Raw genomic sequence first — 14,987 nt, forward strand, 5'->3', positions numbered from 1 at the left:
CTACGCTGCCCTTATCGCATCAGCCACACCAACAACTCTTTTCATAAAGGCCACATCATGAACTCTTACTATGTTACACCCCTGAAGAACCGCAGCAGTTACCGATGCTGCCGTACCTTCAATCCTCTCCTCAGGCGAATCCTGCCCTGTGATCTTAGCAATAAATGATTTCCTTGATGTACCAATCATAACTGGTCTACCAAGTGACTTAAACTCCCGCAAATGTTTCAATATTTTCAGATTATCCTCCGGCTTTTTCCCAAATCCAATACCGGGATCGACTACAATGTTATCCTCTGGTACCCCAAAACCTTTTGCTTTCTCGACCGCTTCACGAAGATACCCAAGTATTTCACCAATGAGATCGAAGTATGTAAGATCACCCTTCTGCATATCTTTGGGTCTTCCTCGCATGTGCATGAGAATCACCCCAGCTCCGGTATCATGGATAACCTTTACCATTTCTGGATCAAAATTCATGGCACTTATATCATTAACAATTTCCGCTCCTGCATCGATAGCTGCTTTCGCTACCTCACTTTTTGTAGTGTCGATAGAAATAGGAACGTTTACTTTCTTTGCTAAAGCTTCTATTATTGGCAATACTCTCCTCTTCTCTTCTTCCGCCGTAACAGGTTCCGCCCCTGGTCTTGAAGATTCGCCACCAACATCTATAATATCTGCACCCTCATCCGCCATCCTCAACCCATGACGAATTGCATTCTCAGCGCTAAGGTATTTGCCACCATCAGAGAAAGAATCTGGGGTCACGTTAAGAACACCCATTACTAGTGTCCGACAGCCAATCTGAATTTCCCTCCGTGAAGTTTTAAAAACGAACTCTTTTCTATCAACATTCTCAAGCAACTGTTTCACTTCTTCAGCAACCCCCCTAAGAAAAGAAGGCTGCAACATAAGCTTCTCAATAAGGCGAACCAACTGTTTTCGCGTTCCCATGATGAGACAATCGGTTTTTTCAACCTTGCAGGAAACCGATTGTCTATTAACAGCGGCATCACCGCCTATGGAGAGCATTTCCTGTTTCAGGATGTTAGCAACATAGCAGGGAATACTCTCTATGAATATATTAAAATGGGATGTCTTAGGCATCATAGCTGATATGCCATACGAGTCGACCCCTATACGCTCAAAAATCTGAAGGGATTCCTCTTGTGATGTAAAGAAAATCAAGCGGGAATTAAAGACTTTCAAAATATCAACTCACAAGCTGTTGTTCTCTCACTTGGTCTTGCTCATGTTTATGAGCATATATAATTCTGTCGATATCCTCCGCGTTAAGAACTTCTTTTTCAAGGAGTTCCTGGGCAAGGCGATGAAGTACATCGATGTTTTCCTGGATAATTCGCTTTGCCTTCTCGTAACCCAAATTAACTAAACGTGTAATTTCCGCATCGATCTTCCTTGCGGTTTCTTCACTGTAATCCTTGTGAATAGCCAGTTCTCTTCCAAGGAATATCTGCTCCTCCTTCTTGCCGAAACTAAGCGGCCCCATGACCTCACTCATACCCCATTCACACACCATCTTACGAGCGAGATTTGTAGCCCTCTCAATATCATTACCAGCCCCGGTAGTAAAATCTTTTAGCACCAATTCTTCTGCAGCCCTACCGCCAAGGAGAATGGCAATGTTATTAAGAAGATACTCCCTTGAATATGTATGCTTCTCATCAAGGGGAAGTTGCTGTGTAAGTCCCAAAGCCCTTCCCCTGGGAATAATTGTTACCTTATGAATAGGATCCGTACCTGGAAGTTTCCGCGCAACTAGCGCATGTCCTGATTCATGGTAAGCGGTGTTTCTCTTTTCCGTTTCATTAATAACCATGCTCCTTCTCTCTGTCCCCATGAGAACTTTATCTTTTGCATATTCAAAGTCACTTAAGGATACTTTATCCTTGTTTTCCCTGGCCGCATGAAGCGCTGCTTCGTTTACCAGGTTTTCTATGTCAGCTCCCGAAAACCCCGGTGTGCCCCGGGCTATCAACTTTAGATCCACATCATCCGCAAGAGGAAGTTTCCTCGCATGAACTTCAAGGATCTTTTCTCTACCCTTTACATCAGGCAGTGGAACAACTATCTGGCGATCGAAACGCCCTGGGCGTAGTAAAGCGGGATCCAACACATCCGGTCTGTTTGTAGCTGCGATTACAATTATGCCTTCATTTGACTCAAATCCATCCATTTCCACAAGGAGCTGATTCAAAGTCTGTTCTCTTTCGTCATGCCCACCCCCAAGACCTGCACCTCTCTGCCTACCGACAGCGTCTATCTCGTCGATAAAAATGATACATGGTGCGTTTTTTTTCCCCTGGTTAAAAAGATCACGAACACGAGAAGCACCCACACCCACGAACATCTCTACAAAGTCAGACCCACTTATCGATAGAAACGGAACATTCGCCTCCCCTGCAATAGCACGGGCAAGCAGTGTCTTTCCCGTACCCGGAGGCCCAACGAGAAGCAGACCTTTTGGAATTCTCCCTCCAAGACGGGTAAATTTCCTGGGGTCTCTAAGAAACTCAATAACCTCTTCCAGTTCGGCCTTTGCTTCATCAATACCGGCCACATCGTCAAAGGTAACCTTTTTTGACTTGTCTACTAACAACCGAGCACGACTCTTCCCAAAAGCCATCGCTTTGCTTCCACCACTTTGCATCTGTTTCATGAAGAAGATCCAAACCCCAATGAGGAGCAACATAGGAAACCAAGAAATTAGGATTGTCATGTACCAGGGGGAATCCTCTGCAGGTTTCGCTGCGATACGGACTTTCTTATCCAAAAGGGTCGGTATAAGATCAGCATCGCGGGGCATAAAGGTTTTGAAATTCCGTCCATCGATAAGTTTGCCAGAAATATTTTCCCCTTGAATGGTTACTTCCCTGACCTGACCTCTTTCAACAAAGGCAAGAAAATCGCTGTAAACAAGGTTTTCCACCTTTTTCCTCGGTTGACTAAACATGTGATAGATGAGCACGAACACGAGACTAATGACCAACCAGAGAGCTATATTCTTTTGCAAGGTATTCACCTTTTTCTCCCTCAAAAATTTATTACAAATATGATTTACTACAACAAACCAAGCAATTATTCAAATAATTTCTGCTTTAAGTACGTTCTGTGTGGTATCACGGATACGAACTCTTTCATCAATTCTTAGTCCCCCCACCCATACTATACCTTTCATATCTGTTAACAACGGAATAAAGTTTCTCTGCAGCTTATCTATTTTCTCATCTATAAAAAAATCTTTTAGCTTTTTTCGCCCTTCCATACCCAGAGGATGAAATACATCTCCGGGTCTTCTATTCCTCACTTTTAGAGGTGGGTCTATTGAATCAAGATCCATATAGGCCAACCTTTTGTCTCTTTTCATTTCCTCCGCTGAAACTTTTCCCTTAAATATTCTAAGACTCATTTTTACATTTGCTTCAGGTATAAAAATCTCGCAGGGTAAGTCTACAGAGTATTCGTAAGGTAAACACTCACCTTTAAATTCCTGTCCTGGAGGTATAAAAACTAGTGAACCACGGCGCTTTTCCACCGTAATACCATGAGGCATGTTCAGAAATCCGCTACATTTTTCTGCTAAGGCAAGTTTCTTAACAGAATTCACATGAATCCAATAAATACCCTTACCTCCTGGGCTCATATTTTCGAGAATCAGACGAATCACACCTCCTTGAATAGCCTCGTGAAGCTTAGCCAGTCCCTCAGTTGATATAATTATGGCTGATTCTTCTGTTTTCACACGTACTTTCTCGAGTGCCTCCAGAGAACAACTCCTGATAAAATCATCCTGGGATGCTGCTATTCGGGAAAGTCTATAAAGCGCTTCTTCTATTCTGGGGTTGATATTCTGTTTCATCACCGGTATTAGTACATTTCTTATACGATTCCGTGTGTATCTCATATCTCTATTCGAGGAATCAATCATGTAAGAGATACCGAGAGACTCAAGATAACGTTGGATCTCCATTTTTGTGCAAAAGATTAAGGGACGTATGATCATTCCATCCCGAACGGGCTGGATACCTCTCAAACCCTCTATACCACTCCCCCTCGTCAAATTAAGTAGTATGGTCTCAACGTGATCATTCTGGTTGTGACCGAGAGCTATTTTGCTGGCACCGTAACGAGAAGCAAGCGCCAGCAAAAATCGATACCTGAGTTCTCGTCCCGCCATCTCCACGGACAATCCATGATCCTTCGCATAACTTATTACATTTACCCTTTCGACCTCATAGGGGAGCTCTAGAGAACGTGCAAGGTTACGAACAAAATCTTCTTCTACTTCAGACTCTTTACGAATCCCATGGTTCAGGTGTCCCACGATGAGGAACAAATTCCAGTCGCTTGAAAATTCGTACAGAATCCGCAGAAGAGCCACTGAATCACACCCCCCCGAAACGGCCACAATTATTCGATCGTTTTTCTGCAACATCGAGTACTTTTCTATCGTTTTCCGGACTTTTATCGGCAACTTCACTGAATCAACCACCGTAACTCTCCAAGATTTTCACACGTAATATCTGGATCTAAAGAAAGCAAATCCTCCCTTTTTGTTAGCCCATTCAAAAAAGCACAACACAACACTCCGGCATTTTTTGCCGCAATAATGTCATTGGGACCATCACCAATAATGATGGCCTTTTTTGGCTCAATTTTGAACTTTGCCAGAATGTACTCAACAACACGAGGATCAGGTTTTCTGTAGGGGAAAGTATCACCACCTATAACATCATCAAAAAAACTTTTTATCCCCAACCCTGCTATAACCCTATCAATAAAAGACACATCTTTATTGCTTAATATCACCTTTATCTTATCCCTGAAAAACTCCAAACACTCCCTCGCTCCAGGCGTAAGAACAGTACTGTCAAGAAGATGTTCAGAATAATAACCTTTAAATATACGCAAGGCTTCATCGAGAAAATGGATGTGTTCTTCCGTCAGTGAACGAAGCAACAGATTACGCACACCATTTCCGACGAAGCTCAAGATCTTTTCCTCTTCTATCTCCCTTAAGCCCAGTGATCGTAGCGTGTAATTAACACTCTTCGCTATGTCCCTCCCTGTATATGCAAGGGTTCCATCTAAATCAAAAATAAGAAGATCCACAGACCTCATATTTGAATTGTTTTAAAGTTTTCTTTACTGTATATACAAATAGCATTTCAATTGGAAGCTAGTAAATAGCTGATCCAAAGTCGTTATTTGGATACAAAGGTGAATACGAACACTTCTAAAAAAGAATTAATTTCCATCATAGGTTTGGGTAAAGTAGGACCTGCAATGGGTTTTCTCTTGAGAAATGCCGGGTACGAAATTGCAGCTGTCTACAGTAGATCAACCCAATCGGTAATGAAGGCCCTGCCCTACACCGGTGGAACGGTTGCCACAAGCGCTGCCGAGGCCGCAAGTCGCGGGGAAGTTGTAATTATTGCCACACCTGACGATGAAATCGAAGGGGTATGTAAAAAAATCTCATCCTCAGGCGCAATAGGCAAAGGTAATAAGGTTATACATCTAAGTGGTGCTGGATCTCTATCCCTTCTACAAACAGCAAAAAACAGTGGTGCAGATATAGCTTGCATCCATCCACTTCAGGCATTTGCAGATGTAGAAACAGCGATAGCTAACCTGCCTGGAAGCACTTTTGGAATAACTTGTGAAGAACATCTCAAACTGTGGGCAGAGGCGTTCGTTAAGGATCTGGGAGGGGTACCTTTCTACGTATCCGATGAAAACAAACCACTGTACCACGCTGCTGCATGCATGGTGTCCAATTTTCTCGTAACGTTAATGCATGTGGGAGAGAGCATATATAAAAAGCTGGGTTTAACAGAGGAAGAGGCTCTGCGTGCTTTCTGGCCCCTTGTTAGGGGGACTGTAAAGAACATAGAGACATGGGGAACTGTTAAGGCCCTCACTGGACCAATTGCCCGTGGTGATACAGGTACCGTAGATAGGCATATTAGGGCGCTTCAGGAAAAATTGCCGGCTTTCCTAGAAATTTATCGGATTCTTGGGGAGCAAACAGTTGATGTGGCACTCAAAAAGGGGTCTATCTCTCAAGAGAAGGCCACCCTTTTGAAAAGAAAACTAAAAGGAGAGGTACTATGAGTACACAAGCTAAAATCACAAGGGTAACTACGGCCACAGTACGGGAGATGAAGAGAAAAGGTGAAAAAATCACCATGCTTACAGCTTACGACTATCCAACTGCCGTGGTGCTCGATGAAGCCGGCATAGATATACTCCTTGTAGGTGACTCACTCGCAATGGTGGTACTCGGTTACGATAGCACCTTACCTGTTACAATGGACGAGATGATACATCATACAAAGGCAGTTGTCAGAGGGACCAAGCGTGCTATGGTTGTGGGTGATATGCCTTTTATGTCTTACCAGGCTTCCGTTGAAGACGCTGTTCGCAACGCCGGTCGTTTTTTACAGGAAGGTGGTGCTCAGGCGGTAAAACTCGAGGGGGGCAGAGAGGTGGCGGAAACGGTACTCAAGATCACCCAAGCGGGCATACCCGTCATGGCTCATCTGGGTTTGACACCCCAGTCAGTACATCAGCTGGGGGGATATAAAGTACAGGGCAAAGAGGAGAAAGTGGCGAAAAAAATCATGGAGGATGCTAAGATACTTGAAGAAGCGGGCGCATTCTCCCTCGTCCTGGAATGTGTGCCAAAGGGATTGGCAGAAGAGATTACGAAAAATATCGGCATCCCCACAATTGGCATAGGTGCGGGCGTTCACTGCGATGGGCAGGTTCTCGTTGTCCATGACATGTTAGGGTTGTTTGAAAGGTTTACACCAAAATTCGTTAAAAAATATGCCAATTTGAATATCCAGATAAAAGAAGCGGTGAAAACATACATCGATGAGGTAAAAAGGGGGACATTTCCGGATGATGCCCACTCATTTCTGTAAATGATTAACCACTATTGTTTCTTGTGCGCTTTTGGAGTGAATGATTATCTCTCCATAGAAAAAGGGTAACAGAACTTTCAGTTACAGGGCAATGGATGGGGGTGTATGAGGGTTATACCCTCTTACAAAATCTTTATATTTATTTTCTGTTCCATTTTTGTCATCCTGCTTTTCTATCTCTTATACTCACTGGGCAAAGTGAAGTTCAAACCCGCTCCTGTTACAACTACCAACGAGTATGTTCGACACCTTCACATATACCGTCATGTGAGTGTCCTCGCGGAAAAAATAGGTTCTAGGAGCGTTTATGAATACGAAAAACTATGTCAAACCAGAGATTACATCACCAAAGAACTCGAACTTATGGGCTATAAGGTTGAATTGCAGACTTTTTATTACAACGAATTGCCTTTTAGCAACATCATAGCAACAATACCTGGGACGGTTTTCAGAGATGAAACTGTTATCTTCGGTACTCATTACGATACCGTATACGGTACCCCCGGGGCTGATGATAACGCCAGTGGTGTGGCGGTTCTCCTGGAGATATGCCGTCTTCTCAAGGGATTCTCACCCAAAAGAACCTTAAACTTCGTATTCTTTGCCCTCGAGGAACCTCCTGTTTTTCGGTCCGAGCATATGGGCAGCTTCATCTACGCGAAAAGCCTAAAGGAACGTGGAGAAAACGTAATAGCAATGATTTGTCTGGAAATGGTGGGCTATTTTCGTGACGATAAAGGTGGTCAAAGTTTCCCTCTTCCTTTCATGTCCTATTTTTATCCTTCTGAACCCAATTTTATCGCTGTTGTCGGTAATCTTAAATCTCGTCTGCTAGTTGAAACAGTAAGTAACCTTTTAGAAGAGAGGAAAACACTGCCCGTAGCAACATTAAGTACATTGAGCATCATACCGGGGGTTGACTTCTCGGACCACCGTTCGTTCTGGAAGTTCGGATATCCCGCATGCATGATAACGGACACAGCCTTCTATCGGAACCCCTATTACCACACGCCCGGTGATCGGATAGAAACGCTTGACTTTTTCAGGATGGAGGTACTGCTTCATAACCTGGTACACCTGGTCAAGAGGCTTTCAGAATCCTTTCGATGAAGCCACACATAGCATTAAGAACTATATCTCTAGCTTCGAAATGGGGAATATGCCCACACCCACCTATTAGCAATGGTTCCGCCATTCCGGATACCCCTCGGACAATTGCCTCTACCTGAGAAGGTGAACCGTATTGATCATCCCTTCCCTGAATTACGAGAAGAGGAGCTTTTATACTTCTAAGGAAATTCTCAATATTCCAATCACGAAAATCAGAGGACAACCAGGTTTCCGACCAACCACGGAAGACTACCTCTGCTTTCTCTCCGTGATACTTAGCAAGTTTCTTCTTTAAATCCGTTTTCTCATAGATCTTAACCGCCTCTCTTATTCCATTAAGGGTTACTTCCTCCACGAAAACATGGGCAGCTTCCGTGATTACACCCTTTACAGCATCAGGATAAACCCCACTGTAAATAAGTGCAATAGAACCACCATCACTGTGACCTATAAGGATGGGCTTTTCGATGTTCACTCTATTAAGCACAACGGGTAGAAAGTCGATCGCTTCTCTGTGAAGATAATCTACCGTTCGGGGTGCCGGACAGTACGAGGATTTCCCGTATCCCCACCGGTCATAAACAAAACCGGGAAGACCTGTTTTTTCACAAAGCTGATCAGGGAAATCCTTCCACTGACCAACACTACCCAGTCCTTCATGGAGAAAAACTAAAAATGTCTTTTTCTCGTAGCTGAGATCATCTTCCGGTAACAGAAATTCACCGTAAAGCTCAATCTCATTTACCGAGAATCTCAGTGCTTTCCTTCTCATACCGCTTCAATGGTGGATGGTGGTTTCGGGGCAATGTTGTAGGTCACACTCACAACCCCAGGTATACTGCAAATAATCTCTGAAGCTACTTTCTCAAGTAAATCAAAAGATAGTCGAGTGGGGTTCGCCACCCTAGCATCTAAACTGTCCCAGCAACGGACTTCTATCTGATACCCGAATTCTCTCTTACCATTGATCATACCTGTTACCTTGTCCTCATGAAGGATGGCCATGTACTGAAAAGCTTTGGTCTCTCGGAGTATACTCTCAACAATGGCCGTTGCTTTTCTTACTATCTCTACCCTTTCCGGTGTGACCTCTCCTATGATCCTCGCCGCAAGGGCTGGGCCTGGGAAAGGTATCCTCTCAAAAATGTCCGGTGGAAGTCCGAGGGCCCTACCTACTTTTCTAACACCATCCTTTCTAAGTTGAATCAGAGGTTCTATTATTCTATATCCAAATTCCTCTTCTGGATTTATACCCAATTGTTCAAAAACGTTGTGCTGTCTCTTGATGCCCGCCACAGTTTCCTCCACATCAGTCAAGATCGTGCCCTGAAGAAGAAATTTTGCCCCGGATTCTCTTACAATTTTCCCAAAAACTCGACGATAAAAAGTTTGGGTTATCGCCTCTCTCTTTTCTTCTGGATCCTTAATGCCTCGAAGTGCGTCAAAGAATTTGTTTTTTGCTTCCACAACTTCAACATTAACGCCTAATGCTGAAAAGAGTTGGACAACTCTCTCACTTTCGCCTTCCCTCATTAAGCCGTTTTCAATGAACACCGTCCGCAATTGACTCCCCAGAGCTCGATGACCAAGAAGGGTAACCACCGATGAATCCACTCCACCTGAAAGGGCGTTTATTGCCATTTCATTACCCACAACAGCTCTGATTTCCTCAATTTTCTCCTTTATAAACTTTTGAGGATCAAGTCTATCTGCTGATATCTCGGTTATCATTTCTGTTTTTTTCCTCCGTAGTCGTACTTCACTTCATACACATGGGATACACTTAAAGAAGTTTTAAAAGTATGGCAAGATAAAAAAAAGTTTAGTCCACTGCATTATATCCCCTACTCACAACTCTCCCGAAACCCTACTTGTGATGAGGCACGATTTCCCCTACTCTGGTTTTTCCCACACAGCGCAGTAACTCGTTGTCGTGATTGACACCTAAACACGCACATGACACTAGCAAGCATTAATCACAAAGAGCAACACAGTATTATTTCTGCAAATGTTCTACGTATGATACATTCTCAAAAAATTAAAATCCCCACCATTTTTTTGCTTTTTTCACTCGCATTTGCTATTCTTACACTAGATTAGCTTCATTCGGGAGTATTGATCATGCCGATGGATTACTGGCGAAAAGTCTATCCCCACAAATTTGCCAGTGAGGATGAAATATTCAGTCATATACGCAGGGGTAATACTATATTTATAGGTTCGGCCTGTGCAGAACCCCAATACCTCGTTAATCGCTTGGTAAGTTATGTAGAGTCTAAACCGAAAGCTATTTTTGATGCCGAGGTTATCCACGTTCGTACCCTTGGTGTAGCACCGTACACACAGGAAAAATTTAAAGCGAACTTTCGCCACAACTCCTTTTTCATAGGAGATACTACCCGGGAAGCTGTTAACCGAGGGTTAGCCGATTATACCCCCATTTTTCTCCATCAGGTTACAAGTTTGATCTATCAAGATCTGCTTAGAATTGACGTGGCCTTAATTCAAACTTCCCCTCCAGACTTTCATGGATACATGAGTTTGGGGATAAGCGTGGATATAGTAATGGCTGCCGTGGAAAAGGCCAAACTCGTCATTGCACAGGTCAATTCTCGTATGCCTCGGATTCATGGAAATACATTTATCCACATAAACGATGTGGATTTCATTGTCCCTCATGATGAAGAGCTCCTCGAATACTCCCCAAAAGTTGAAACAGAAGTGGTGCAAAGGATAGGCAAGCATATCGCAAAGCTCGTTGAAGATGGTGACACTCTACAAATAGGCTATGGAAGTCTGACAAATGCCATACTAACAAATCTTACCGATAAGAAACACCTGGGAATTCACTCCGAGCTAATTAGCGACGGTGTAGTAGAGTTAATGAAAATGGGTGTTATAGACAACTCCCGTAAAACAATCGATCGCGGAAAAACAGTGGCAACGTTCTGTATGGGTAAACGTTCCACGTATGATTTCCTGCACGACAACCCCGCCGTTGAGTTCCACCCGATTGATTACACAAACAACCCACTAATTATAGCTCAGCAGGAGAGAATGGTGGCCATAAATGCCGCTTTGGAGATTGATCTCACGGGACAGGCAACGGCCGAATCTATAGGAAAAGTGTTTTACAGCGGTATTGGAGGACAGGCGGATTTCATGCGCGGTGCCACTATGGCTAAAAAAGGAAAAAGTATTCTCGCCATTCAATCTACAGCAGCAGACGGTAGTGTGTCTCGCATCGTTCCCTACCTAAAGGAGGGGGCAGGTGTGACATTGATCCGGGGAGATATTCATTACGTAGTTACAGAATTTGGTATTGCCTATCTACACGGTAAAAATATCAGAGAAAGGGCGATGGAACTCATCGCCATAGCCCATCCCAAATTTCGTCCATGGCTCATTGCAGAGGCAAAGAAAGCCGGTCTAATATTCCGTGATCAAGCATTCATCCCTGGAAAAAGGGGGATGTACCCAGAGGAGCTGGAAACTTACAGAACAACTAAGACGGGTTTAACACTGTTCTTCAGACCCATAAAGATAAGCGATGAACCCCTTTTAAAGGACTTTATTCATTCCCTTTCTGATCTGAGCCTCTACCGGAGATTTATGACAGCAAGATACGACATGCCCCATGAGAGATTACAAGATTTGGTAGTCATAGATTACACACGGGAAATGGCAATCTTGGCCGTTATAGGTGAAACGGGGAAAGAAAAAATCGTTGGTGTGGGCAGATATTACATTGACGAGGAAACCCACACAGCAGAAGTAGCCTTCGCAGTAAGAGATGATTACCAGAACCAGGGCATCGGGACAGAATTACTCTCCTATCTTACTTATCTGGCAAAAAGACAGGGTTTGTTGGGTTTCACAGCCGAGGTATTCTCCGACAATCTGCCAATGTTGCACGTCTTCGAGAAGGGCGGGTTCATAATTGAGCGCAGAACCATGGCGGGCATAACAGAACTTAAAATGATGTTCAGAGATCAGCAGTAAAAAATAAAAAAGAAACCGCTATGGGTACTGCGGTTTCTCGAATACAAACTCTAAAACATCATCACTTTCTTAGGTTATAATTGTACCACTGACGGGAATTATAAGCCTCTTTGATTACCTTGACCGCCGCATCGAGCTGCAGGTTTTCCGTGTTAACTACAAGATCGTAGTTCGTTGGTTCTGTCATCTCAGCATTAAAATATTTCCTTATAAAAGCTCTGCGATTAGCCTCCGTTCTTAAAACTTCCCTCCTGGCTTCGGCCTCGGATACATTATATTTTCTCATTACATTTTCAATACGAACGGAGAGTGGCGCTACGACCAAAACCCGGAGACACACCTCTTTCGGTAGGATAAAACTTGCCCCGCGCCCCATGATTAAGGCATAACCATGCGTTCCAATGCTGTTGACTACCCTAGTTAATTGATCGAAATATTCATCGGACCACAGGTGTCTCTCACTGAGGGCATGGATCCACTCGTCAAAGATCGAGCGATCTTGCTCGTCAAGTGTGCGCACAATTTTCTCACTCACCTGGGCGTTCTTGGCTATCATTTCCACAATTTCGCTATCAAAAAAATCTATTTTTAAATCTTCTACCAGGAGTTTAGCTATGTTTTGCGCTCCCGCACCTGGAAGTCTTGACATAGTAATGACTGGTCTTATGGGTTTCTTGTATTTTTTCTTCTGCTCCACCTGCCATCTCTTTACCTGTTCTTCTACAATCTTTTCCAGGGAACGTGCGGCTGAATGGATTCTCTCCATTTTAAACCTCCTCTTGCATATAATAAATCGCCATCTGGGCGTCTCTATATACCAGCTCAGTGCGAAAAGCAAAAAGAAAAAGATTTTGGTAGACCTGAATATCGTTTGCATGATAAAAAAATCTTGCTTTTGAAGAATCCTTTTTATGCTTTGGTTATTTCCGTGAATAGCGATATTAGATTTTTATTCGAACCGAGAAATGTAGCGATAATTGGTGCATCACGATCAAGAGGAAAGATCGGTTACAATCTCGTAAGGAATATTTTGTCAGGGGGTTTTAGAGGTAAAGTTTTTCCTGTTAACCCCGCTGGGGGGACACTTCAGGGAATTAAGATGTTCAAAACAATTGAGGATATTGAAGAGGAAATAGATCTTGCATGCATTTGCATTCCTGCACCTAAAGTTTTCAATGCCATTCAAAGCTGTGCCAGAAAAAAGGTCAAATTCGTAGCCATAATAACATCAGGGTTTTCTGAAATCGGAAACACAAAAGAAGAGGAAAAAATTGTTTCCTTCGCCAAAGATCATGGCATGGGGATACTTGGTCCCAATATTTTTGGTCTCTACTCAGCCGCATCCTCTCTCAACTGCACATTCGGTTTTGAACATATCACTCCCGGAAGTGTAGGTATCATCACCCAAAGCGGTGCAATCGGGCTTGCTATTAGTGGTAAAGCGGCCTCTGAAAATATGGGGCTTTCTGCGATGGTTTCCATCGGTAACAAAGCCGATATAGATGAAGCAGATCTTTTGGAGTATCTCATATACCAGGATCAGACAAAAGTGGTTTTAATGTATATCGAAGGTATAAAGAATGGAGAAAAGTTTATTCAAAAGGTGAAACGGGCTACTCTAATAAAACCGATTATAGTTATAAAATCAGGCCGCTCTAAAAAAGGTGCAATTGCTGCAGCCTCTCATACCGGTTCCCTTGCCGGTTCCGATGAAGTTTTTAACTGTATAACAAGGCAATGTGGTATTTTGCGCGCCGAGAGCATCAAAGATGCGTTTTCGTGGTGTAATTTCTTCTCACATAATCCTCTCCCCAAAGGGGAAAACACGTTAATCGTCACGAATGGCGGTGGCATTGGTGTGCTTGCCGCCGATGCCTGCGAAAAATACGGAGTGCACCTCTATGATAACCCTAAAGTCCTCAGAGAGGCGTTTTCTACCATAGTTCCTCCTTACGGTTCCACAAAAAACCCCATTGACTTGACTGCAGAAGCAAAATCTAAAGACTACGACGCCGCATTTGAAAAAGGAAAAAGCCTCGAAGAAATTCATGCCATTATAGGACTTTATTGTGAAACTGCTGTTTTCGACAAAGAGAATCTCGCAGATATGATTCTATCCAATGTTACACAAACTAGATCAGCGGGAAAACCTATGACTTTCGCCTTACTGGGAGGAGAAAGTACGGCACGCGACATCAGCACCTTAAAAAGAAGAGGGATTGCGGTTTATGACGATGCGTACGAAGCTGTAGCACCCCTTGGAGCGATGTTCTCCTATTGTCGCCATCGTGGTGATCCACCTGGTACAGATGACATAAAAGAAATAGATGTTAAAGCTATAGAAAATTTATGTTTCGATGCAAACAAAAGAAAAGGTTCATTACTTTTACCGGTAGAATCCCGGGAAATTATGAACATAGTGGGCATAGACATCCCTCAGAGTTTCGTTGCCCGGAACATCGAGGAAGCCGTAAAATACGCCGATTTGATAGGTTATCCTGTTGTTTTAAAAGTTATATCCCGCGACATCATTCACAAAAGTGATGTAGGAGGCGTTGCCCTCGACCTGCAGAATGCTCAAGAGGTAATAAATGGTTATGAAGCCATCATGAGAAACTGTCTGTATATAGAACCTCAGGCTATTATTGAAGGGATAGAGGTCACCAAGATGGTAAGGCAAGGCATCGAGATGATTGTGGGAGCTCGGAGGGATAAAATTTTTGGTCCAATAGTTATGTGTGGTCTGGGTGGTATCTATGTGGAAACAATACGGGACATTAGCTTCAGATCTTTTCCGGCAAATAAGAAAGAAATCATCCGCATGATAAGAGAGTTGAAGTCTTACCCTCTTTTGCTCGGTGTTCGCGGGGAAAAAACAAAGGATATAGACACATTAGTAGCTGTCTCTTATACACATCT

General features: G+C 43.4%; 12 protein-coding genes. 5 read left to right on the forward strand and 7 right to left on the reverse strand.

Annotation, left to right across the window (positions count from 1 at the left end; genetic code table 11):
• From folP to N2317_07350, 4 genes are read right to left on the reverse strand one after another with little or no spacing between them, the layout of a single operon-like run.
• Entirely contained in the window at positions 1-1,212 is a 1,212-nt protein-coding gene (gene folP / locus N2317_07335) for a dihydropteroate synthase (GenBank protein ID MCX7817305.1), read from the reverse strand.
• Between the two features lie 4 nt (positions 1,213-1,216).
• Positions 1,217-3,046 carry an ATP-dependent zinc metalloprotease FtsH gene (gene ftsH, locus N2317_07340; GenBank protein ID MCX7817306.1) on the reverse strand — a complete coding sequence of 610 codons (1,830 nt, stop codon included), beginning with the start codon at positions 3,044-3,046 and terminating at the stop codon, positions 1,217-1,219.
• A 60-nt stretch (positions 3,047-3,106) separates the two neighbouring features.
• Positions 3,107-4,516 carry a tRNA lysidine(34) synthetase TilS gene (gene tilS, locus N2317_07345; protein ID MCX7817307.1) on the reverse strand — a complete coding sequence of 470 codons (1,410 nt, stop codon included), beginning with the start codon at positions 4,514-4,516 and terminating at the stop codon, positions 3,107-3,109.
• A complete protein-coding gene (locus N2317_07350; protein ID MCX7817308.1) occupies positions 4,501-5,136 on the reverse strand; it encodes an HAD-IA family hydrolase in 636 nt (211 codons plus the stop codon). The genes tilS and N2317_07350 overlap by 16 nt, the downstream gene beginning before the upstream one ends.
• A gap of 108 nt (positions 5,137-5,244) precedes the next feature.
• On the opposite strand from N2317_07350, the gene N2317_07355 reads away from it, so the two are divergent.
• The 3 genes from N2317_07355 to N2317_07365 all read left to right on the forward strand — a co-directional run bounded on the left by N2317_07355 (position 5,245) and on the right by N2317_07365 (position 8,066).
• A complete protein-coding gene (locus N2317_07355; protein ID MCX7817309.1) occupies positions 5,245-6,141 on the forward strand; it encodes a DUF2520 domain-containing protein in 897 nt (298 codons plus the stop codon).
• Entirely contained in the window at positions 6,138-6,956 is an 819-nt protein-coding gene (gene panB, locus N2317_07360) for a 3-methyl-2-oxobutanoate hydroxymethyltransferase (protein ID MCX7817310.1), read from the forward strand. Before N2317_07355 ends, panB begins: the two co-directional genes overlap by 4 nt.
• A 105-nt stretch (positions 6,957-7,061) precedes the next feature.
• On the forward strand, positions 7,062-8,066 hold the full coding sequence (locus N2317_07365; protein MCX7817311.1) for a M28 family peptidase: 1,005 nt from the start codon (positions 7,062-7,064) through the stop codon (positions 8,064-8,066).
• Here N2317_07365 and N2317_07370 read toward each other — a convergent pair.
• The gene (locus N2317_07370; GenBank protein ID MCX7817312.1) at positions 8,038-8,838 is read right to left on the reverse strand and encodes an alpha/beta hydrolase; all 801 of its coding nucleotides are present in this window, start codon (positions 8,836-8,838) and stop codon (positions 8,038-8,040) included. The genes N2317_07365 and N2317_07370 overlap by 29 nt on opposite strands.
• Complete coding sequence (locus tag N2317_07375; protein MCX7817313.1) at positions 8,835-9,797, reverse strand: asparagine synthase-related protein; 963 nt, start codon at positions 9,795-9,797, stop codon at positions 8,835-8,837. Before N2317_07375 ends, N2317_07370 begins: the two co-directional genes overlap by 4 nt.
• A gap of 390 nt (positions 9,798-10,187) precedes the next feature.
• On the opposite strand from N2317_07375, the gene N2317_07380 reads away from it, so the two are divergent.
• Positions 10,188-12,068 carry a GNAT family N-acetyltransferase gene (locus tag N2317_07380; GenBank protein ID MCX7817314.1) on the forward strand — a complete coding sequence of 627 codons (1,881 nt, stop codon included), beginning with the start codon at positions 10,188-10,190 and terminating at the stop codon, positions 12,066-12,068.
• A gap of 61 nt (positions 12,069-12,129) precedes the next feature.
• On the opposite strand, the gene N2317_07385 is transcribed toward N2317_07380, so the two are convergent.
• On the reverse strand, positions 12,130-12,834 hold the full coding sequence (locus N2317_07385; GenBank protein ID MCX7817315.1) for a cytidylate kinase-like family protein: 705 nt from the start codon (positions 12,832-12,834) through the stop codon (positions 12,130-12,132).
• Between the two features lie 105 nt (positions 12,835-12,939).
• Here N2317_07385 and N2317_07390 point away from each other — a divergent pair.
• Positions 12,940-14,987 (forward strand): acetate--CoA ligase family protein (locus N2317_07390; GenBank protein ID MCX7817316.1); only part of this gene is annotated, 2,048 nt, incomplete at its 3' end.

The sequence above is a fragment of the Syntrophales bacterium genome (genome assembly GCA_026417625.1).
Lineage (GTDB): Bacteria > Desulfobacterota > Syntrophia > Syntrophales > UBA8958 > JAOACW01.

Coding starts and splice junctions, on each gene's coding strand:
- panB (MCX7817310.1), top strand. CDS start 6,138: ATGAGTACACAAGCTAAAATCACAAGGGTAACTACGGCCACAGTACGG.
- N2317_07365 (MCX7817311.1), top strand. CDS start 7,062: ATGAGGGTTATACCCTCTTACAAAATCTTTATATTTATTTTCTGTTCC.
- N2317_07370 (MCX7817312.1), bottom strand. CDS start 8,838: ATGAGAAGGAAAGCACTGAGATTCTCGGTAAATGAGATTGAGCTTTAC.
- N2317_07375 (MCX7817313.1), bottom strand. CDS start 9,797: ATGATAACCGAGATATCAGCAGATAGACTTGATCCTCAAAAGTTTATA.
- N2317_07380 (MCX7817314.1), top strand. CDS start 10,188: ATGCCGATGGATTACTGGCGAAAAGTCTATCCCCACAAATTTGCCAGT.
- N2317_07385 (MCX7817315.1), bottom strand. CDS start 12,834: ATGGAGAGAATCCATTCAGCCGCACGTTCCCTGGAAAAGATTGTAGAA.